Raw genomic sequence first — 20,805 nt, 5'->3', positions numbered from 1 at the left:
CGGGGTCTGACGATGTAACATGATCTCGCGGAGTCGCGACTCCTGCTGTGATCGTGAACAGCGGAGGGCAGCGGTATGGGATATCGGTTCAATCCGCCACCGAACTGGCCGGCCGTCCCCGTCGGCTGGACGCCTCCGCCTGGCTGGCAGCCGCCAGCCGACTGGCCCGCGCCGCCGAAGTTCTGGCAGCTGTGGACGCTCGAAGCCGACCCGCAATCTGAAACGGAACCGCCCCAGGCAGGTCCCGCTCCCGCATCGGGCAAGCCCGGGTTGTTCGGCTCCCGGAAACGGGCTCGGGAACTCGAAGCCGAACTGGCCGCGGAGACCGCCAAGTTCCACCAAGCCGTCTCACAAGTCCGTGAACTCAGCGCACACAACGCTTCATTGAACGCGGAACTGACGGACCTCAAGACCAAATACGCACAACTCCGCGGCCGGGACGCCCTGGAGGCCGAGCGAGAAATCCGGCAGATGCGCCAGACTCTCGCCGAACTCGAGCAAGAGGCGCAGAAGCAGCGAGACACACAGGTACAGGACCGGGACGGCGCGAAAGCCCACCTTGCCTCGATCCAGCGGCAGATCGACGAGGCATCCGCAAAGCTCGCGTCGGTCCGCGGCGAAATCGTCGAGACCGAGGAGATCGCGCTGCTCCAGGAGGCCGGAATCTACGAGTTCCGGCACCGGCTCGCCGACGCCGTCGCCTACAAAGCAGCGCTGCAGCGGCTGAAGGACTCCATCAAAGTCTCCGCGAAGAACAACCACGCGATCACCGCCAGCACCGACTGGACGGTCAACGGCTCCGCTGTCCAAGGCCAGCGCATGGTCCGCGACTTCTCCAAACTGATGCTGCGCGCCTACAACGCCGAAGCCGACAACTGCGTGCGATCCATGCGCCCCTATCGGCTCGACTCCGCCAAGGACCGGTTGAGCAAGACCCGCGAGATCATCTCGCGCCTCGGCAAGACCATGAACATCAACATCTCCCCCAGCTATCACCGGCTGCGGCTCGAAGAACTCGAACTCACCGCCGACCACCTCGCCAAGGTCGAAGAAGAAAAGGAACGCATCCGCGCCGAACGGGAACGCCAACGGGACGAACAGCAGGCTCAGCGAGAGTTCGAGCGCGAAAAAGCCAGGCTGGCGAAGGAAGAAGCGCACTGGCGTAACGTCCTGCAGAAGTGGGCCGAGTCCGGCGACGACCAGCAAGCCGAAGCAGCACAGGCCAAACTGGACGAGATCGGCGACGCCATCAGAGGCGTCGAGGAACGCGAGGCGAACATCCGCACCGGCTGGGTCTACGTGATCTCCAACGTCGGCTCCTTCGGCGACGGTGTCGTCAAGATCGGCTTGACCCGGCGGCTCGATCCGCTCGAACGCGTCCGCGAACTCGGCGACGCCTCGGTCCCGTTCAGGTTCGACGTCCACGCCAAGATCTTCGACGCCGACGCGGTGAGCCTCGAAACACGGCTGCACCAGCACCTCGCCGACCGCCGCGTCAACCGGGTCAACCTTCGGCGCGAGTTCTTCTACGCTACTCCATCCGAGATCCTCGCGATCCTCGAAGACCTGGGGCTGAAGGACAACCTCGTCGACTACGTCGAGGAGCCCGAAGCGCAGGAATGGCGCACCAGCAGGCAGTTGGCCCGCGGCAACGACGAGTTATCTGTCCCTGCGGCGTCGTAGCAGGCAACCGCACAGGCAGGGAGGTACTGGAGATGGGCTTCTCAGTGAAGTTGGCTCCGGGCGTGCGCGTCAGGGCATCCAGCCGAGGGCTGCGGGCCAGCGTCGGGCCACGAGCCGCCCGGGTCCACGTCGGCGGCGGTCGTGCGAGCATCTCGACGGGCGTCGGCCCGGTGGGGTTCTCCACGTCACTCGGCGGCAGCCGGCGAACGCCTGCCCGCAGAACCTCCACCGCGACGTCGTCCAGGTCGCTCGCGGCTGCGGTCAAGGCCCAGCAGGCCGAAGCACTGGCCTCGGCGTTGCAAGCCATCCTCACCCTGCATCGACCGGCCTTCCCCGAAGCTCGACGCCCCGTCGCCGCGGAGCCAGCCGACCCGGACGAGCGCGAGATCTTCGAGCGGCATCGGAAATCCAGCTTGTCCGGCATCGGCGTATTCGCACGCCAAGCACGCAAGCAGGCGAAGGCCGCCGGCGAGCAAGCAGCGCAGGCCGAATTGGCCGCTCTTCGCGAGGAGCATCGCAGGCTCCGCGACCAGCAGCAGGCCGAACTCGACGGGCTGTGGCAACGGTTGCTCGACAACGATCCGGACGTCGTCATGGGCACGCTCGCCGAAGCCTTCGAGGACAACGATGCCGCCGCCGCACCGATCGGCGTCGAGGACGGCGAAGCGTCCATCGCGGTCCTGGTTCCGAGCCCCTCCGCGCTCCCCGAACGTTGTCCCACAACGACGGCGGCGGGGAACCTCTCGTTGAAGAAGCTGACCAAGCGCGAACTCGCCGACCTCTACACGCTGATGGTCTGCGGCTACGTCCTGACGACAGCGAGAGAAGCGTTCGCCGTCGCACCCGGACTGCTCAGCCAGCGCATCATCGCGCTGCGCACCACCGCACCCGACGCCTACGGGCACGTGCGCGCCGAAGCGATCCTCGCCGCTCGATTCACCAGGGAAGCGCTGAACGGCATCCAATGGGACATCGCCGACGCGGCCACGATCGTCAACGACGCCAGCGACGAACTCCGGCTCAGGACGACCGGTCCGAGTCAGCAGCTCGCAGCCCTGTCCACATCCGACGAGCCAGACCTCGCAGCCCTCATCGACGCCGTCGACCTCGACGAACTCCCGGCACAGCACAACCCGATCAACCGCACCGGCCGCTTCGACGTCGTCCTCGCCGACCCAGGTGACAGAAAAATCCAGGTGATCAAGGTCGTCCGCGAGTGCGTGAACGGACTGGGGCTCAAGGAAGCAAAAGAGCTCGTCGAATCGGCACCATGTCCGCTGCTCACTCGCGTCAACTGGGAGCAAGCGGACAATGTCAAGGTCACGCTCGAGCGTGCTGGCGCGGATATCGTCGTAGTAAACAGTAACTAGAAACCCGGACACGGAAACGCGGCCTAAAAAATGCCACGACAGTCTGGTATGCGAGGGGCAGAATCCGCGTGACGTCGAATACGCCGCAGGAAGATCCAGAATTCGATCTATCCTCGAAAAGGATCGTGCAACTCGCCGGCCTCGCGGACGCCGCGGGCGCGGGCGCTAAGCGCGGCTGGTACGAAATCTCCTCCGCGCTCACGGACAAGCGGGAAACCGCGGACGTCGACACCGTCGCAGTCGCCTTCGACTACCGGCTGCAGGATCGCGTCGACGGAAACAGCAACCCCGTGTTCCACACCGCGCACTTGATGCCCCTCGCCCAACTGCCGCCGACCGTGGCCGACCTCTGGGCGAGCGTCGCAGCAGTCGCCACGACGGCTTCAGTTCGTGCGCGCCTGCACGATCTTCTTTTCACTCTCGGCCGACAACCCAAGCACAAGCACGCCGAGCAGGCCTGTTCCGCATACCTCGAGCTAGGCGGCGCAAACTGGGACTCGCTCTACCGTGCACGGGCGGTGATCCGCGCACTGGACATCGCCCGGCAGATGAAGCTCGAAAGCCTCGCAGACGATGCGGTGAAGCAGACCATCTCCAACATCCGCGAATGCCTCGGCAGCAATGAACGCAAGCCCGGAGTGACACTGCGTCTGCTCGGCCGTCTCGTTGAGGAAAAGAATCCTCCGGCAGACGTCGACGAACTTTTGAAGGCAGCTCGAACCCGCTACGCCGGAGACCCGTACATCGAAGTCGACGCAGCGATGTTGCAGCGCCGCCGCGCGAAGGGCGACAAAGACGCTCTGCAGGTACTCGACCGCGAGATCGTCGGCATTTGGACCACGGCTGCGGACGCGTCGTCCGGACTTCAGAAGCTCGGCCATCTCACCAAGGCGGTCGACTACGCCAGAGACCACGGGCAGACCGACCTGCTCGCCGCAGCCACAACAGCTATGCAAGCAATCGGCATCGAAGACCTGGAGATGCAGAGCTTCAGTGTGCCCATCGAGGTTTCCGACGAGGAGATCAGGAAGTGGGTCGGCTACTTCACCCAGGGTGACGACTGGCGCGCCTGCCTCGTGCGCTTCGCGAACGGCGAGCAAGGAGCACCTCCGAGCGGGCACACCGACGACAACCGCATACAGGTGGAGAACCTCAAGAAAGAGGCCCCGCTGTACTCGATGCTCCCGCACGCCAAAATCGGCGGAGACGGATTGCCGCGTTGGGAGCCACAGAGCGAAGACGATCAGGAACTACAGCGTCTAACCGATGTGGAACTCTTCCGGATACAAGTGGTCGCGCCGCTCTACGCCAAAGCGCTGCAGGAGATCGGGACGCTCCACCGCCCGATCCGCGAGGAGGTCGAGGAGTTCTTCGCCGAACATGCCTCGCTGACGCCAGACCTGCCTCGGGTACTGGCGGACAGCCTGACCAGATACTGGCACCAGGACTACGAACCCTGCGCCTACCTTCTCGCGCCAAAGATCGAGACAATGCTGCGGTCTCTCGCCAGGACCGTCGACGAGCCGGTCTACCTGACCCAACGGAAAAACACGCCCGGCAAGTACGTCGGACTCGGAACCCTGCTGCCGATACTCGGCAAGCACGGCCTCGCCGAATCCTGGAACAGATACCTCACCGCGCTCCTGGCCGGACCGACAGGATTGAACCTGCGGAACGAACTGGCACACGGATTCGTCGACGAAGTTTCTGCCCCGATCGCCGCCATGATGGTCCAAGCAGCGATGTACGTTGCGACTCTCACACCGCGCCGGAAGGATGGCTCGGTGCCGGGTGTCGTCGAGGCCTAGGAACCCGAACTCGTCGTTGGCTCAGGTTCTTGCCCACATCAAACCGGGCTCCGGTTCCATGCCCTCCGGGCACGACCGGAACACCACCTCCGCGAGCGTCTGTCGCAGCGCATTCCCGACTCGGTAACGCGCTCGCTACAAATGGATCGCCATGAAACGTCACAGCACCGACGGTCGAGACCTCACTTGAAGCAACAGAAGTTCGATCATGAGTGGAGCCTCTCGCCGTTGCCGTGCGGGCAACAGATTTCTCCAGGACACGTCTACGCTTGCGCTTGAATGCTGGCTCGTCCCGAGCCACCCGTGCTCTCCTAATTCCCCGCGGGGAAAGAGATCGAGCGGGCCAAACCGGACGACTAGGCCCGTTTCAACTGACCCGTCACCGGCAGGCCTGCACCCCCGATTCTCCTGTCCGGTGCTCGACGACAGCCGGGCACCTGTCGCGCCAACAGTCGGCATCCGCGCCGTGAGCGTGTGTCGAACGCTTCTCCGGTCCAAGCCCTTAGCTCCGCCAACCTGCATCTGACCACCGCCATCGACTGTCTTTCCGCCGCAGCGATCTGCTGGTCAGCGATGAAGTAGGCGGTTTTCGCACCTTGGCGTTACTGATCGATTACAGTAACGGTCGGGGTGGTCTTGCGCAGATTGCCCCACCGTGGTGGTGACTTGTCGCTTGAGGGGTGCGCATCGTGGGTCAACCTGCGTCGAAAGCAGGCAGCTGGCTTGACGGCCTGATGTTCAACATCGGGGACCCGCCGGGTGGCGGAGGCGGGGCTGCCGCGGGCGGCGGTCCGGGTTCGAGCGGGCAGGGTTTCAGCCTCAGCCATGATGAGGCGATGAGCATGCTGAACCTGGCGCGCGGCATCCGCGACGATCTGGCGAAGATGATCCCCAAGGCAGAACGTCTCACGCATCTGAACCCGCCTGCCGAGGACCCTGCCAGCAAGGGCTATAACGCGCTTCTTTCCGGATCAGGCTCGGGTGCCAGCGCGTTCGGCCACGGCTTGGGGCACATTCAGCGCGAACGCGACTACGTCTCGACGCTGATCGAACGGCTGGAGAAGGCCCTGCACATCACCCAGGGCGGCGATGACGCAGCGGCGGGAGCGGTGCAGAACGCCGCGAACTCGGGCGGAGGACTCGCCTGATGGCTTCGCGCACGCTCGTGCAGTCAGCTGGACTGGTCGTGCTCGCCGCAGTCGCGGCCGGCTGCAGTTCGCCCGGCAATTCCGGTTCCGGCCTCCCGACGTCCGCAGGCCCGTCGGCGAGCACGTCCGCGTCGGCTGCCCTGCCGCACAGCGGCGCGCCGAAGGTCGCGAACCCGCTGCCGTCGACGATCCTGGACGGTTCGCCCTGCGACGGCGGCCTCACCGGGGACCAGTTGAACGAGATCATCGGCCAGGCCCCGCAAGGCTCGCCCGACACCAAATCCAGCCTGGGACCCAGTTGCACGTGGATCAACAGCGTCAAGGGTTCCTACGTCGACGTCGCCTACGACACCAAAAGCGACGACGGGCTCAGCTCGTGGTACGCGAACACCAAGCCGAAGTCGTTGGTGTGGAAGGAATCCGAGGTGCTCGGGTTCCCGTCGGTCGCGCACGTGACGCAGAGCAGCGACTCCCCCGACGAGTTCTGCCAGGTCACCATCGGGATCAACGACCAGCGGACCGTGGACGTCTCCATCGGCCTCAGCGCAGCGAAGAAGGGAACCGTCGACCCCTGCTACGTGGCGAACGTCGCCGCCCAGCGGGTGATGACGAATCTGAAGCACAAAGCGGGCTCGTGATGTCGATCTTCGATGTCCTGGGCGACGCTGCGAAAGCCGTCGGGCACGCCGTCGAAGGCGCCGTCGAGTGGGTCGGGGACCGGGCCGGCGACGTGGGCGGATGGTTCGGGGATCTGTTCGAGGGCAACCTCGGCGAGCAGGCCGTGCCCCAGTCGGAACTGGTCAAGCAGATCATGGCGAGCAAGGGCGCGCCGGACTGGCACGGCGGTGCCGACCAGGCCGCGGAACTGGCCGAGCAGCACGCGCAGGTCAGCGGCCGCGTGCAGCAGCTGATGTCGGGCATGGAATCGTCCTGGACCGGCGGCGGCGCGGACGCCGCGCAGGCGCGGATCAAGCCGCTGGCGGACGTGTCGCAGGCCGCGTCGCAGACCTTCACCGCGAACTCGCAGAACGCCAGCGGCCTGGCGCACGGGTTCGACCAGCTGAAGGCGTCGCTGCGGCCGATGCCCGAGACTCCGCCGCACCGGACGTTCCTGGACGAGGCACAGTTCTGGCGGACCACCGACACCGAAGCGAAAATCAACCAGTACAACGAGATCGCGCAACAGAATCTCGACAAGTACAACACCTACGCGGACACCGCGAAGTCCGCGGGCCAAGGCTTGAAGATCGACTACGGGCAGCTGCAGGACTTCGGCGACGGCAACGTCGACATCAGCTCGCAACCCAAGGAGCCGGTGGACCATAGGGCAGGCCCGGACAATCCTCACCCGCGCAGCGGCGGCCACCAGCCGCCCGTGGCAGCGCCTGGCACCAGCGGGCCTGCGCAATCGTTCACTCCCGCTCCGCCGCCGGCTCCGGTGCAGTACCAGCCACCGACCAGAGACGCGGCGGGGCTGCCGCACTATCAGGCTGGAGGCGGACCTGACGACGGGACGACCACAGCCGGATGGACACCGCCGGCATACGAGCGCCCGAACAGCCCAGGCTGGGTGCCTCCCACGCTGCCGAACACCGGCACCGGCGCCAACGGCGGCAACCCGCCGCCGGGGTTCGCCGCGGGCTTCGGACCCGCGGGTGGCTTCGGGCCCACCGGCGGATTGCCGGGGACCGGCCCAGGCAGTCCTGGCGGGAGCACGGGCGGCCGAGCCGGCGGGTCCGCCGGACCGGGCGCGGGTTCCGGTGCCGCGGAAGAGCCGGTGGCCCGCGGCGGCGCGAACTCGACCGCGGCCCGAGGCGCGGCCGGCGCCAAGGGAACGCCCGGGATGGGTGGCATGGCCGGCGGCGGCAAGGGCGGGAAAGGCGAGGAAGACAAGGAACACCAGCGCAAGTACGGGCTGGACGACGATTCCGCGTTCGACCTCACCGACGACGAAGACGGTCGGCTGCGCGACCCGCGCACCGGCCTGCCGCCGACCCCGCCCACCATCGGAGGCTGACCCGCACCGATGACGATCATCGACAGACCGGTCCGGATGCCGCGACCGGCGTTCTTCGCCGCCTGGAACTACACCGGCCTGACCAGCCTCCCCATCGTGGTGACCCCAGAACACGCCTACATGACCGCCGAATTCGCCGCCGAACGAGAGCGGCGCGCGATGGACCGGTTCACCGCCCTCGGACTCGCCACACCGGACCACCGGCTGACCCCGCAATTCCGGGCCACCCTGGAACTGCTCGCCGCACCCGCCCGCGAGTGCTACTCCTGGACCGCGTTCACCCACCGCCCGCACGACGACGGCGCGTTCTTCGTCGCCGCGGCCGGACGCGACGCCGTCCGGCTGATCACCGACCACCAGTCGATCCAGCTCGACCCGATCCCGCCCCGCAACCTCGCCACCGCACTGGTCGAGGCCCTGCCGGAACACCCACCAGCCCGGATAGCAACCCTGCGAATCCCCACGACCTACCTCGACGACACCGACGTCGACCCGCTCTCGGAAATGTCCGGCCACGCCGACAACATGCGCCACCTCCTGCGAAGCGAACGCACCGCCGTGCACAAGCTCCACGCCGCGGTCGGACACGGCGCCGACCGGATCCACAGCACAGCGCTGACCGTCTACGACCGCACCCGCGCAGGCCGCGTGCTCGCCTTCACCAGCGACACCCCGTACGGCGGGCTGGAAGCCACCGTATGCAGCGGCAACCGCACCAACCTCGTCGACGCGCTCAACCTCACCCTCAACGGACTCGCCTGACGCCGTCGATCCACGGCAGCCTCCGTAGACGCGAGCCGGTGCGACTGCCAGACGGACGGCGGTCCTGCCGCAGACACCCGCGATCGTACCTTCCGCGCTCAGCACCGGCTCGGGCACGTTGGGGGCGTCACCGTCGGGCCGATCAGCATGGGGCCGGCAACACCGGGCAAATGGAATCCGAGTGCAATCCTCGGCGAACCTTGTTCTCGATCTTAGCCGGTGCTGCCGACCGGGCACTGGCTGCTCAAGGAACTTGGTCAAGCTCGCCGTCGATACCCGGAAGAAAAGCAACCAGACTCAGCTGACGCTATAGCAACCTTGTCGGAGCCCAGCAGGCGAAGTCCGAGGGCATGGCGCTTGCGATTCCCGCCGTACACCTTCTCCCCCGACGTTCGTGCGCTGTAACAGACTGCGGCGACTAGTTCGATTTACTGGACATCGAACCCAACCTTCATCACTTGGCAGAAGGCCTCCTCACGGAGGCACGAAAGGCACTCGCATGCTCTACCGAATCTGCCCGCCGACTGCTGTGACCTGGTGCGATATCCCCGGTGGTCGCACGCTTGATCTGGCCCGTGAACGTCCCGAGGCTGACCTTGAGAATCTGCCATGGCTGCCGGCCGAGGCTCGCGGCTTCAGCAACGACCTCCTGCGGATCGCGGTCCGTCACGGCGTGCCGACGCGCGCTGGGATCGTTCTCGATGTCGTTCACACCCTGGATCTAGGGCGCGCGGACGAGCTGCGAAGCAGCCAGATCAGGCTCGACGACGCTCAAGCAAAGCTTCGAGCAAGCACCAGCATGCAGATGATCGAGCGAATGCTCCCCGGATCGATCGAGTCAGGCGAACGACTCGACGAAGATGTGCGAAAAGCTACGGAAAAAGTCGCTCGGGAAGCCGAGCAAGACCTCGCTGAGGTTCTGGCGGCACCAGTGCAACCGGACCTGGTCGCGCACTGGCGGCGGCTCGGCGGCCACTATCCGGACTAACCGCCTCATCGCACCTGTGGCCAACACCGGGCCACACCGAGGATTCCGCTCGGCAGGCTCACCGCGCGGTCTGCCGCAGGTGGCGCTCGGCGGTTCGACGACGAGCTGGGCCGCGAAGCGACGCATACGCACGGAACGCGTCCACCAGCGTCAGTGCCATGATCGAGGGAATCGCGACGGCACGCTCCGCATGTCTGGCAGACCGCATCCGCTCTCCCCGACCCGATCGGAGCAGTACAGGCGATGTCTCGTATCCAGCCTCCACCCTGGGCGCGGAGGTCCGCAAACCCGAGCACCGCGACAGGCGAGGATCCGAACGCCCCCTTTACTACGGTAATACGTCTTTGCGAATCCCTGCGGTATTAGAGTTCTTCCTTGCGCTGATCGAAGATTGACCGGTGCCTTACGACTTCTGTGCCTTATCTCTCTGAATGTTGTCGGGGCTGGACTCGAGTCGGAAGCCGAGGACAGCGAGGCGCAGCGTTCGCCGGGACTTCGCACAAATGTGCAGCGCAGCGAGGAAGGACAGCAGAACCATCGCCACGAGGATGACGTACACCATTGTGAGTTCTTTTCTGGCTCGGGATTGCCGGTGAACAACACCAGGCTAGAAAACCTGCTGCGTGCTCCGCACCTCAGACCGATTTCTGCCCTGGCCGGGACGACGAGCGGTCAACCAGCGGTACGAACGGGCTCACGAGTGGCATCAGTGCTCGGGTTCGTCCGTCCGCGCGGCCTCGAACAGCCGCTCGCGCACGGCCCGGGCGTGCCGTCGGCTGACCGGGACGTCGCCGAGTTCGGTGTGGGCGACCAGGCCGCCGACGGGGTCGCTGCGCAGTTCGGTGATCGCCGCGACGGCGGCGAGGTAGCTGCGGTGGGTGCGGACGAAACCGACCTCCTCCCAGGACTCGGCCAGCTGAGAAAGCGGCATCCGCACGGTGTGGACACCGGAGGAGGTGTGCAGTTTGACCGTGTCCCGGCAGGCCTCGACGAAGAGGACCTCGCGTCGCTTGACGTAACGAGTCCGGCCCCGCGCTTCGACAGGCAGCGCCGCGAACGCGTCCGGAACCGGTTTCGGCGCCACCTCGGCCGACGGCAGCATCTTGAGCACCCGGTTCACCGCGGTGGCCAGCCGATCGGCACTGACCGGCTTCCGGATGTAGTCGACCGCGCCGAGGTCGTAGGCGTCCGCAGCGTGTTCCTCGTACCCGGTGACGAACACGATCAGAGGGGGCGCGGCCAGCCTCGCCAGGACCCGGCCGAGGTCGAGGCCGCTCAGCCCGGGCATCTGGATGTCGATGAAGGCCACGTCGAGAGGCACGCCCATGACCAGCTTCAGCGCCTCGCTGGCATCGTCGGCCGCGCTGACCTCGGCAACGCGAGGGTTCTCGCGAAGCAGCCGACTGAGCCGCTCCAGCGCGAGCGGGGAGTCGTCCACCGCGAGCGCCCGCAAGCCCGGGCTCACGGTTCGTCCGGCAGGTTGAGGCGCGGGCGCGCTCCGAGGTTGAACTTCGGCACCCGCAGGGTGACCTTCGTGCCCGCGCCGGGCGCGGTCTCTACTGTCAAGGCGTGGTTTTCGCCGAATATGCTCCGCATCCGGTGATTGACGTTGCCGAGACCGACGTGGCTGCCGGCTTTGAGATGGCGGGTGACCTCCTGGAGTTGCCGAGGGTCCATCCCGACGCCGTCGTCCTCGACGCTCACGACCGCCTCCGCACCGGCGTCTTCGGCGATAATCGTGACCGTGCCGCCCCGCGGCCGCCGGGAAAGCCCGTGCCGAATCGCGTTCTCGACCAGCGGCTGAACGGTCAGGTAAGGCACCACGACGCCGAGCACCTCAGGCGCGACCTTCATCCGCACCGTGAGCTTTCCGCCGCGCACTGCATTCTCGATGGTCAGATACCGGTCGATGTTGCGGAATTCCTCCGCCAACGTGGTGTATGTCCCGGGAGCGCGGAACGAATACCTGCAGAAGTCGGCGAAATCCATCAGCAGCTCTCTCGCCTCGTCCGGATCCTTTCGGATGAGTTCGGCGATTGCCGTCAATGCGTTGAAGACGAAGTGCGGGGACATCTGCGCGCGCAGAGCGCTGGTCTCCGCCCTCGCCCGTTCTGTCTTGGCCTCTTCCAGCCCCGCCAGCTCGAGCTGGACGCCGACGATCCGTGCGACCGCCTCCGCGTGCACGATCGCTTGCCGGCTGTGGCTGTCGACCACCACGATCAGCGCGGCAGCGGTCTCCCCGTCGACAACCAGCGGAACGACCACGGCCGCCCGCATTCCGCACGAGCGGCCATCCGGACACGGCAATTGGCTGTGCGCCACCAACCGCCGGTGTCCGGTGCGGCATGCGGCATCGAGGTCGAAGGCCAGGTCGGCATAGTGCTGAGCGGCACCGCCTTCCCAACTCAGCAATGCCCCGTCGGCGTCGGCGAGGCCGACCGCGACGCAGCCAAGCACGTCGTGGAGTCGCTGAGCGACCCGACCGGCCGCGTCCGCCGTCAAGCCTTCCTGCAGGATCGGTGCTGCGTGCAGCAACTTGTACACGGCTTCCGGGGATACCTCATTCCGACGTCGGCCACGAAGGTAGAACCAGACCGCGGCAGCGGTCGACACCGCCGACAGCACAGCGAGCGCGACAACCACGGCACCTCCCTGCGGCCAAGCGTAACGAAGAGGCGCCTCGACGCAGAATGCTTCATGAGCAACCGCGGCGGCTATCCGGTAACCGCCGACAGCCCGGCCAGGTTTCCGCTGGAACCCGACAAGCCCGAGACCTTGCCGACGCCCTCCAGAGCGTCCGGAACGTCTCGGCCGCGATCTCCTGCCAAACGGGCACGACCGCGAACAGAGACCGCACGTCGTAGGATCTTGCGATCGGACGGACGGAGACGGAGGGATGCCTGCCATGACGGCGGACAGCGCACAGGACCCGCGCGCGGACGGCGCGGATCCGGGCGCCACCCGGACCGCGCGGGCCTACCGTGATCTTCGCGAGCTGATTCTTTCCGGGCAGTACGCGCCCGACGCGCGGTTGACCGAGTCCGAGCTGACCAGCCGGCTCGAGGTTTCGCGGGGCACTATCCGGTCGGTGCTGGCCCGGCTCGCGCAGGAGGGTTACGTCACCGCGGAGGCGAACCGCAGTGCGCGGACGCGGTCGTTTTCCGAGGACGAGGCGATCGAGATCCTCGAGACGCGCGAGATCCTGGAGGCGGCGCTCGCGGCGAAGGCCGCCGAGCGGGCCACTGACGAGGACATCGCCGCGATGACCGCGACCTGCGAGCGGATGTGGGCGGGCCGGGAATCCGACGGCCGGGACGAGTACTCCGCGCTCAACCGTTCATTCCACGAGCAGGTGCGCGAGGCGGCACGGCAGTCGACGCTCACCCGGTTCGTCGACAGCCTGCTGTATCCGCTGGTGCTGCGGCAGTACCGCGACATGGACCGCTCGCGGCCGCGGGCGACGGTCGTCCACGAGCACGAAGCGATCCTCGCCGCGGTGGTCACGCACAACCCGGAGGCGGCGGCCGCGGCGATGCGCCATCACCTGTCCGCGGTCCGCCGCGCTCTCCAGCTGACGTTCTCGGGCGAGTAGGTCAGGACCAGAGCGCCACTGTCCACTCGGGATCCAGTATCACGCCGACGTCGTCGCCAGGGCGGATCCGCAGGTGCGCGTCGGTGTGGGCGCGGAATTCGACGTCTCCTACGGCGGCGACCACTTCGCGCCGGTCGCCGAGGTATTCGGTGGCGGTGACGCGCGCCGGGAATCGGTTGGCCTCGCCGGTGTCCGGGGTCGCGGGGACGATCCGGACGTGCTCGGGGCGGATGCACACGTGCACGTCCCCGGTCTGCGCGGGCGGCGTCGCGAACCGCGCACAGCGCAGGACTCCGAGGGCGGTTTTCACTTCCACCATCCGGTCTCCGGCACGCGGCGTGCTGGCGACGACTCCGGGGACGAGGTTCGCGCTGCCGACGAAATCGGCCACGAACCGCGAGGCGGGCGAGTCGTAGATTTCGTCGGGCGTGCCGATCTGCTCGACGCGGCCGCGATTCATCACCACGATCGTGTCCGACATGGCGAGTGCTTCGCCCTGGTCGTGCGTGACGTAGATGGTCGTGACGCCGAACTTCTGCTGGAACGACCGCAACTCGGCGCGCAGCTGGGCACGGAGCTTGGCGTCCAGATTGGACAGTGGCTCGTCCAGCAGCAGGACTTCCGGTTCGCACAGCAGGGCGCGCGCCAGTGCCAGGCGCTGCTGCTGCCCGCCGCTCAGCTGCGTCGACCAGCGGTCCGCGTATTCGGACAGGCCCACCTGCTCGAGCATCGCCAGCACGCGGGTCCGCGCCTCGCCGCGCGAGCAGGTCTTGCGGCCGTAGCGGAGCGGGAAAGCCGCGTTGTCGAATACCTTCATGTGCGGCCAGATCCCGTACGACTGCGGCACCATCGCGATCGGACGGTCCTCGGGCGCGACGTCGCAGCGGGCCGCCGAGGAGAAGACGGCCTTGCCGTTCATGGAGATTTCGCCGCGGTCGGCGCTTTCCAGGCCGGCGAGGCAGCGCAGGGTGGTGGTCTTGCCGCAGCCGCTCGGGCCGAGCATCGTGAAGAAGCCGCCGCGGGGCACGGTGAAACCGACGTTGTCGACGGCGAGGCTCACCTCGTCGGACTGCTTCCGGGCGAACCGCTTTTCGAGGCCGGAGATCGCCACGGCGTGCTCGGTGTTCTGCATGGTCACGACACCTCAGATGTGTTGTTGGAAGCCGCGGCGGTTGACCCACCACACGGAACCGGCGGAAACGGCGAGCAGGAGCACGGCCAGCGCGCTGGCCTCGGGGTAGTTCGCGCTCTCGCCGATCATGTCCCACAGCAGCACGACGACAGTGCGGTTGTCCGAATTGGACAGCAGCAGCGCGATCGGGAGTTCTCCCAGCGCGTTCGCGAAAACCCAGAGCCAGGTGCGCGTCACCGACGGCGCGACGAGCGGGAGCACCACCCGGCGCAGCACGGTGCCGTGGCGTGCGCCGGAAACCCGGCCCACCTCTTCGAGCCCGCCGTCGAGTTGCAGCAGGGAGGTCTGCAGCATCCGCGACGCGCGCGGGATGTAGCGCGTGGTGAGCGCGATGACGATGATCCAGATCGTGCCGTAGACCGGGATCGGCAGGAACAGGTAGAGGAACAGCACCGCGACGCCGAGCACGACGCTCGGCACCGCGAACACGAGGAACGACAGGTCGAACAGCGCCCTTCCGGCGCGACCGCCCCGCGACGACGCCAACGCCAGCCACAGGCCGAAGGCGGCGGTGAGCGTCGCCGTGACGAGGCTGATGACCAGAGTGTTGACCACGGCGTGGGTCAGGTTCGGGTCGGTGAAGATCGTTCCGTAGTTCGCGAAGCCGAGACTGCCGAGACTGTGCAGGCTGATCGGCTGCAGGAACGGCGTGAGGCTCGTCCACACGAGAGTGAGGATCGGGACGACGATCGCGACGAGCACGTAGAGCGCCACGATCGCGGCCGCCGGGTAGCGCCAGCGGCCCAGCCGCACCGGAGCTGACCGGTATCCCTTGCCGGTGACCACCTTGAAGCGGTGCGATTCCCGCGTCTGGCGCCGGTAGAGCGCGATCATCACCAGGGACAGCAGCACCAGCAGGATGCCGTAGGCGCTCGCCAGCCCGTAATCCGACATGCCCGACGGCGGTTGCAGCGCCGACTGCACGAGACTGCTGAACACGAAGATCTGGTGCGGCGTGCCGAGAATCGACGGGATCGCGAACTCTTCGAGCGCGATGACCGCCAGGAGCATCGCGGCCGCGCTCATCCCCGGCAGCGTGAGCGGGAGAACGATCTTGCGGGTGCGGGTCAGCCAGCCGGCTCCCGAAGTCGCCGCGGCCTCCTCGAATTCGAGGTTGAGGCGGGCGAAGGTCGGCGCGAGCATCAGGTACATGCTGGGGACGCCGAAGATCCCGGCCACCAGGATCATGCCGGGCAGCGAGTAGATGTCGACCGAGAGCCCGAACACGCGCTCGACGAGCAGCGCGAGCGGGCCGTTGGCGGGGTTGGCCGCGAGCACCCACGCCACCGCCAGCACGGTGGCGGGCACGCCCATCGGCGCCAGCGCGCTCGGTGCCAGGACGCGGCGGCCCGGCATGTCGGTGCGTTCGAAGAGATAGGCCAGGCTGACACTGATCGCGAGCGCCACCGCGACGGTGCCGACCACGAAGATCGCCGAGTTGAGGGCGACTTCGAGCACGCGCGGCGAGGAGAAGATCTTGACGAAGTTGTCGAACGTGAACCCGGGGATGTCGAAGGGCAGCTTCAGTTCGCTGCTCTTGAGGCTGCTGTAGACCAGCATGCCGAGCGGGAACACCACGAGGTAGGCGAGGAACACGCCGACGGCGATGTTGACGCAGGTGCGGACGCGGCCGCGGCGGCGCGGGCGGACGGGATCGGCTGGCGGGCGCGGGGGTGCGGCGGGGGCGGCCCTGGTGGCGGACTGCATCGTCGGAGTCTCCAAGGGGATTTCAGTGCACGTCGGTGCCCAGGGCCTTCTCGACCTGGGGGAAGAAATCGGCGAACCGCTGGTACTGCTGGACATCGGTCTCGCTGCGCCACTGGACCCCGGCGGCGCAGAGCGCGCGGACGACGCGGTTGGCGGTGGCCGTCTTCGAGCAGTCGGTTTCGGTCGGGATGATCGAGTTGTAGCTGCCGGCGAGCGCCTTCTGCCCTTCGGCGGAGGCGAGGAAAGCCGTGAGCAGCCGTCCGGCCGCCGGGTGCGGCGAACCCTCGGGCACGAACAGGTAGGCCTTGTTGGCGTTGGTCGGCCCGATCGGGGCGACCGCGACCGGTGCGCCCTTGGCCTTGTCGGCCAGCACGAGGTTGATCAGATCGGTGCCGAGCGGGGTCTGCCCGGACACGATGTTCGTGTGCGCCTGCGTCGTGTTGTCGGTGTAGTGCGGGCTCTGCTTGGCCAGCTTCGCGGAGAACGCCAGCCCGGGACCGGTGCCGAGCGCCTTGTCCTGCGCCCACACTGTCATGAACGAACCGCGCGACTCGATCGTCAGCTTGCCGCCGCCCCACCTCGGGTCAAGCACGTCATTCCAGCTGTGCGGGGCGGCGGCGGCTGGCACCGCGGTCGTGTTGTACGCCCAGACCTTCGGCACGGCCCACACGTAGACGAAGTTCCCGTCGAAGATCTGGTTCCCCGGCACGCGGTACTGCGCCCAGTCGACCTTCGCGGCCATGTCCACCGAGGGCAGCACAGTGAGCCCGCCCGCGTTGGACACGTCGAAGCTGACGCGTCGCGCGGCCTGTTCGACGTTGAGCTGGGTGACGAGGTCGGGGGCTTTCTTGTTGGTGTATTTGACCGTGATGCCGGGATACTTTTTCTCGAACGCCTTGATCGCGGGCCGCATCTGGGCTTCCGGTTTCGGCGCGAACCAGATGACCTGGCCCTCTTTCTTCGCCGCCTGGTAAAGGTCGGCGAGGTTGTGCGCGTCCGGCGCGGGCGGCGGTTTGCTGCACGCCGCGCCGAGCAGCGTGAGCACGGCCGCCAAGGCGGCCAGCACGGGTTTCCGACGGGTACGCACGGTTCTCACTCTCCCCCCGCCGCGGCCGTCACGCCGTACAACCGGGCGGCGGTACCGCCCGTGACCAGGGCTTGCTGTGCGTCGTCGAGCGCTGGAAGCTGCGCCAGCACGAGGTCCGCCAGCTCGCCGAGCGAGCCCGCCGAGGCAGGAAAATTCGACCCCCACAGGACGTGGTCGGCACCGAATTCCTCCACGAGCGCGCGGATGACCGGCGCGGCGGACCCGGCCTCGCGCTGGGCGCGCAGGACGGCGGGCGGAGTGAGCTTCACGAAGACCCGTCCGCTGTCGCGCAGCCGCGCGAGCGCCGGATACGGCGGTGTCGCGTCGCCGAGGTCGGGGCGGGCAGCGTGGTCGAGCACGACGGTCAGGCCCGGGTACTGGTCGAGCAGTCCGGCCAGGATCGGGGTGTGCTTGGCGTGCATCTGGACGCAGACCGGGACGCGGCGGTCGGAGAGGAACTGCCACACCGGCGTCATCCGCTCGTCGTCGAGGCCGCGGCCGGGGGTCGGCACGGCTGTCGTCCCGTCGGCGGCCCGGATGCGGACGCCGGAGAAACCGCGTTCGTCGATCCAGTGCGAGAGGTCGTCGACAGCCTTGGGCGAGAGGAAGTCGACCGAGCAGACGCCGCTGAGCCGGTCGGGGTGCTGGGCCAACTGGTCGGCGACGTAGCTGTTGTCGAAGCCGTAGACCGTCGAGGCCTGCACGACCACGAGGTGCTCCACCCCGGCGGCGTCCGCCTCGCGCAGCAGGCCGTCGATGTCGGCCGGGCGTTCGCGGGACCAGTCGGAGCGGTGCCCGCCGAGCGGCGCGGCGGGGTACGCGGCGGGGTCCGGAGAAATGATGTGCGTATGCGTGTCGACGCGGAACATGGCTCTGCTTTCGGTCGGCTCAAGCGAGGCGGGAGAAGTCGTCGAGGAGTTCGGCGACCGTCACCGGGGTGCGGATGACGTTCTGCTGCAGCGCGTAGTCGATCGCGACCTGCAGCCCGGCGACGAGTTCGTCGGTGACGCCGAAACGCAACGCCCGCACGCGCGGGCCGGGATCGGGGTCCGCGACCTTGCGCTCCGCGATCCGGGCGCCGAACGCCTCGTAGAGTTCGGCGACGGTGCCGGGCTCGGCTTCGAGCAGATCTCGGCGGACGGTGAGCAGGTGGTTGATCGGCACCGTCCCATGCCGGGCGCCCCAGGCTTCTTCGGCCGCGCGCCAGTCCGGAATGACCGGCACCAGCGGGCCTTCCGCGCCGTCGAGCGCGGGCGGGCCGAGGACGGCGGCGGAGACCTCGCCGCGGCGCAGGACGTCGAGCACCTTTCCTTCGGTCCGCTCGACGTTCGCCGGCTCGGCGTACTCGGCGACGTGCGGGCCCTCGGTGGTCACCCAGGTGACGTCCTTGGCGTCGACGCCGTACTCCTCGTGCAGGATGCCGCGCACCCACAGGCCGGTCGTCTGGCTGTAGGCGCGGACCCCGACCCGCTTCCCGGCCAGGTCGGCGGGGGCGAATTCGGCCGAGCCGGGCCAGCGGGTCAGCGAGTGGTGGTGGAAGTCGCCGCTGAGCACGACGGGAAGCAGAGCGATCGGCACGCCCGCTTCGCGCGCCTGCAGGAACGTGGCGAGGGCGAGTTCGCTGACGTCGTAACGGAGTTCCCGCACCATCGGCGCGAACGCCCGGTAGATCGGATTGACGTGCGAGACCTCGACGGGACGGCCGCCGGCGGCGAATCCGGAGGCGAGGAACTCCGTGTGCGGGTAGGCCTTCACCGCGACGGACAAGGTCCTGGACATGGGGGACGACTCCTTTGGCGCGCTGGAGCGGAAGGGTGCCGGCGGCGGGCGCAGCGACCGGGCGGACACCCGAAATGTCGAACAGTGTCAGCGACCGTACGCGCCGAACCTCGGTGTTTCAACCTCTCCGGACTCAAATCGTCTAACAATCCGGCCTGCCTCGTGATGCACTGACTCCACCCGGCTCGCCGCGATCATGCCTTCCACCTGCGGAAGGCTCGGTTTCGACTCTTGTCCTACAAGATTATCCAGAGCTTTCCAGATTGCTGAGCAAGATCCTTGTACAACAATGACTTCTTGCAGTCTGTCGCGACCGCCTGCTACGGTCCGCCGCAAAGTTGTTAAACAATCTGGTGGCCGCCTCCCGTGCGGGACGGAGCCGCCGAGCGAGGGCAGAGCTGTGATCGAGATCGACGAGGAGATCCCCGTTCCCGCACCGCCGGAGCGGGTGTGGGCGGTCGTGTCCGACCCCGAAGCGGTGGTGTCGTGCATCAACGGAGCCGAACTCGGCGCCTCGCACGAGGACGGATCGTTCGACGGGACGCTGGTCGTCAAGTTCGGCGCGGTGCGCGTGCGGTTCGGTGCCCGCGTCGCGCTGGACCTGGACGAACCCGAGCGGGAGGGACGGCTGACCGCGAAAGGCCGTGACGGGCAGGGGGCCACCCGCTTCTCCGCGAACGCGACCTTCCGGGTCGTCCCGGATCCGGCCGCGGGCGGTTCGCGCGTCCGCGTGACCGGCCAGGTGAGCCTCGCGGGGAAGCTGGCGTCGCTCATCGAGGCAGGGGCCGGCGCGGTGGTTTCCCGGATGACCAAAGACTTTTCCGCCGAGCTGGTGCGCAAGTGCACGGGCGGGACCGCGACCGAACCGCCCGCCCGTCCCTCGCTGTGGGCCCGGCTGCGGGATTGGTGGCAGCGGATTGTCCACAAGCGACAGAACGAGCGGAGCGAGGTGCGCAGTGGCCAGGCTGAATAGCGTGATCGGAGCCCTGGAGTCGGGGAAACCCGCCTTCGCGGCGTTCGCCCCGCCGGAGCCGTCGGCGGCGCTCGACTTCGCCGGCTCGGCCTACGACGGACTGGTCTTCGAGGCCGAGCACAAACCGTGGGACGCCGTGAACCTGCGCGACAGCCTGCAGTACCTACTCGACCGGCGGCGCATCTTCGAGTCCGGCACCCTCGCCCCGTCACCGACCCCGTTCGTCCGGGTGCCGGTCAACGGCGCGGAACAGGGCCAGTGGCACGCGAAACAGGCGCTCGACCTGGGCGCGTACGGCATCGTCTGGCCGCATGTCTCCCGCGTCGAGGAAGCCCGCAACGCGGTGGCGGCCTGCCGCTACCCGAGCCTGCCCGGAACCGAACGCTTCGAACCGGCGGGTTTGCGCGGCGACGCGCCGGCCGCCGCCGCGCGCTACTGGGGACTGTCCACGCAGGACTACTACGCGAAGGCCGGCGTCTGGCCGCTCGACCCGGACGGCGAGATCCTCGTCGTGATCCAGATCGAGGACCAGCTCGGCATCGAGAACCTGCCCGCGATTCTCGGCGAGGTGCCCGGGATCGGGCTCGTGCTCATCGGCGAGGGCGACCTCAGCCAGGAACTCGGCGTGCCGCGGCAGCTGGAGCACCCGCTGATGGTCGAGGCCCGGCAGCGGATCGTCGCGATCTGCCGGGAGCACGA

18 protein-coding genes and 1 pseudogene are annotated in these 20,805 nt (G+C 67.6%); 11 read left to right on the top strand and 8 right to left on the bottom strand.

Going from position 1 to position 20,805, the window contains the following annotated elements:
- Window positions 1-384 precede the first annotated feature (384 nt).
- The 8 genes and pseudogenes from ACWDNU_RS09440 (at window position 385) to ACWDNU_RS09405 (ending at window position 9,776) form a co-directional block, all read left to right on the top strand.
- Window positions 385-1,683, top strand: coding sequence for a DUF4041 domain-containing protein (locus tag ACWDNU_RS09440; RefSeq protein ID WP_449668442.1), 1,299 nt, complete (start codon window positions 385-387; stop codon window positions 1,681-1,683).
- A 1,154-nt stretch (window positions 1,684-2,837) separates the two neighbouring features.
- Window positions 2,838-3,053 (top strand): annotated as a pseudogene (locus tag ACWDNU_RS09435) (ribosomal protein bL12); the annotation flags it as partial.
- 68 nt (window positions 3,054-3,121) lie between these two features.
- On the top strand, window positions 3,122-4,861 hold the full coding sequence (locus tag ACWDNU_RS09430; RefSeq protein WP_449668441.1) for a DUF4209 domain-containing protein: 1,740 nt from the start codon (window positions 3,122-3,124) through the stop codon (window positions 4,859-4,861).
- Between the two features lie 689 nt (window positions 4,862-5,550).
- The gene (locus ACWDNU_RS09425) at window positions 5,551-6,009 is read left to right on the top strand and encodes a hypothetical protein (protein ID WP_449668440.1); all 459 of its coding nucleotides are present in this window, start codon (window positions 5,551-5,553) and stop codon (window positions 6,007-6,009) included.
- Entirely contained in the window at window positions 6,009-6,647 is a 639-nt protein-coding gene (locus tag ACWDNU_RS09420; protein ID WP_449668439.1) for a DUF3558 domain-containing protein, read from the top strand. The genes ACWDNU_RS09425 and ACWDNU_RS09420 overlap by 1 nt, the downstream gene beginning before the upstream one ends.
- The gene (locus ACWDNU_RS09415) at window positions 6,647-8,026 is read left to right on the top strand and encodes a hypothetical protein (RefSeq protein ID WP_449668438.1); all 1,380 of its coding nucleotides are present in this window, start codon (window positions 6,647-6,649) and stop codon (window positions 8,024-8,026) included. The genes ACWDNU_RS09420 and ACWDNU_RS09415 overlap by 1 nt, the downstream gene beginning before the upstream one ends.
- 9 nt (window positions 8,027-8,035) lie before the next feature.
- The gene (locus ACWDNU_RS09410; protein WP_449668437.1) at window positions 8,036-8,788 is read left to right on the top strand and encodes an ESX secretion-associated protein EspG; all 753 of its coding nucleotides are present in this window, start codon (window positions 8,036-8,038) and stop codon (window positions 8,786-8,788) included.
- Between the two features lie 499 nt (window positions 8,789-9,287).
- Window positions 9,288-9,776 (top strand): hypothetical protein, encoded by a 489-nt coding sequence (locus tag ACWDNU_RS09405; RefSeq protein WP_449668436.1) that lies wholly within the window; start codon window positions 9,288-9,290, stop codon window positions 9,774-9,776.
- Between the two features lie 58 nt (window positions 9,777-9,834).
- Here ACWDNU_RS09405 and ACWDNU_RS09400 read toward each other — a convergent pair whose 3' ends face one another.
- From ACWDNU_RS09400 to ACWDNU_RS09390, 3 genes are all read right to left on the bottom strand, one after another.
- Window positions 9,835-9,984, bottom strand: coding sequence for a hypothetical protein (locus tag ACWDNU_RS09400; RefSeq protein WP_449668435.1), 150 nt, complete (start codon window positions 9,982-9,984; stop codon window positions 9,835-9,837).
- A 498-nt stretch (window positions 9,985-10,482) separates the two neighbouring features.
- Window positions 10,483-11,241 (bottom strand): LytR/AlgR family response regulator transcription factor, encoded by a 759-nt coding sequence (locus tag ACWDNU_RS09395; RefSeq protein WP_449668434.1) that lies wholly within the window; start codon window positions 11,239-11,241, stop codon window positions 10,483-10,485.
- On the bottom strand, window positions 11,238-12,419 hold the full coding sequence (locus tag ACWDNU_RS09390; protein WP_449668433.1) for a histidine kinase: 1,182 nt from the start codon (window positions 12,417-12,419) through the stop codon (window positions 11,238-11,240). The genes ACWDNU_RS09395 and ACWDNU_RS09390 overlap by 4 nt, the downstream gene beginning before the upstream one ends.
- 253 nt (window positions 12,420-12,672) lie before the next feature.
- Between ACWDNU_RS09390 and ACWDNU_RS09385 the strand changes: the two genes are divergently transcribed.
- Window positions 12,673-13,368 carry a GntR family transcriptional regulator gene (locus ACWDNU_RS09385; protein WP_449668432.1) on the top strand — a complete coding sequence of 232 codons (696 nt, stop codon included), beginning with the start codon at window positions 12,673-12,675 and terminating at the stop codon, window positions 13,366-13,368.
- Window position 13,369: 1 nt separating this feature from the next.
- Here ACWDNU_RS09385 and ACWDNU_RS09380 read toward each other — a convergent pair whose 3' ends face one another.
- Genes ACWDNU_RS09380 through ACWDNU_RS09360 form a run of 5 tightly spaced genes read right to left on the bottom strand, consistent with a single transcriptional unit; the run spans window position 13,370 to window position 19,133 of the window.
- Entirely contained in the window at window positions 13,370-14,500 is a 1,131-nt protein-coding gene (locus ACWDNU_RS09380; protein ID WP_449668535.1) for an ABC transporter ATP-binding protein, read from the bottom strand.
- Between the two features lie 12 nt (window positions 14,501-14,512).
- Window positions 14,513-16,267, bottom strand: a complete 1,755-nt coding sequence (locus ACWDNU_RS09375) for an ABC transporter permease (RefSeq protein ID WP_449668431.1) — start codon at window positions 16,265-16,267, stop codon at window positions 14,513-14,515.
- Between the two features lie 22 nt (window positions 16,268-16,289).
- Window positions 16,290-17,354, bottom strand: a complete 1,065-nt coding sequence (locus ACWDNU_RS09370) for an ABC transporter substrate-binding protein (protein ID WP_449668430.1) — start codon at window positions 17,352-17,354, stop codon at window positions 16,290-16,292.
- A 5-nt stretch (window positions 17,355-17,359) separates the two neighbouring features.
- Window positions 17,360-18,223, bottom strand: coding sequence for an amidohydrolase family protein (locus ACWDNU_RS09365; protein WP_449668429.1), 864 nt, complete (start codon window positions 18,221-18,223; stop codon window positions 17,360-17,362).
- 19 nt (window positions 18,224-18,242) lie between these two features.
- Window positions 18,243-19,133: a hypothetical protein gene (locus tag ACWDNU_RS09360; RefSeq protein WP_449668428.1), complete on the bottom strand. Its 891-nt coding sequence runs from the start codon at window positions 19,131-19,133 to the stop codon at window positions 18,243-18,245.
- A 400-nt stretch (window positions 19,134-19,533) separates the two neighbouring features.
- On the opposite strand from ACWDNU_RS09360, the gene ACWDNU_RS09355 reads away from it, so the two are divergent.
- Window positions 19,534-20,106 (top strand): SRPBCC family protein, encoded by a 573-nt coding sequence (locus ACWDNU_RS09355; RefSeq protein ID WP_449668427.1) that lies wholly within the window; start codon window positions 19,534-19,536, stop codon window positions 20,104-20,106.
- Between the two features lies 1 nt (window position 20,107).
- Window positions 20,108-20,805, top strand: a 698-nt coding sequence (locus tag ACWDNU_RS09350; protein WP_449668426.1) for an HpcH/HpaI aldolase family protein, incomplete at its 3' end; no start/stop codon positions are given.

It is taken from the genome of Amycolatopsis sp. NPDC003676, assembly GCF_053587275.1.
This window is presented reverse-complemented; position numbering and strand designations above follow the sequence as displayed.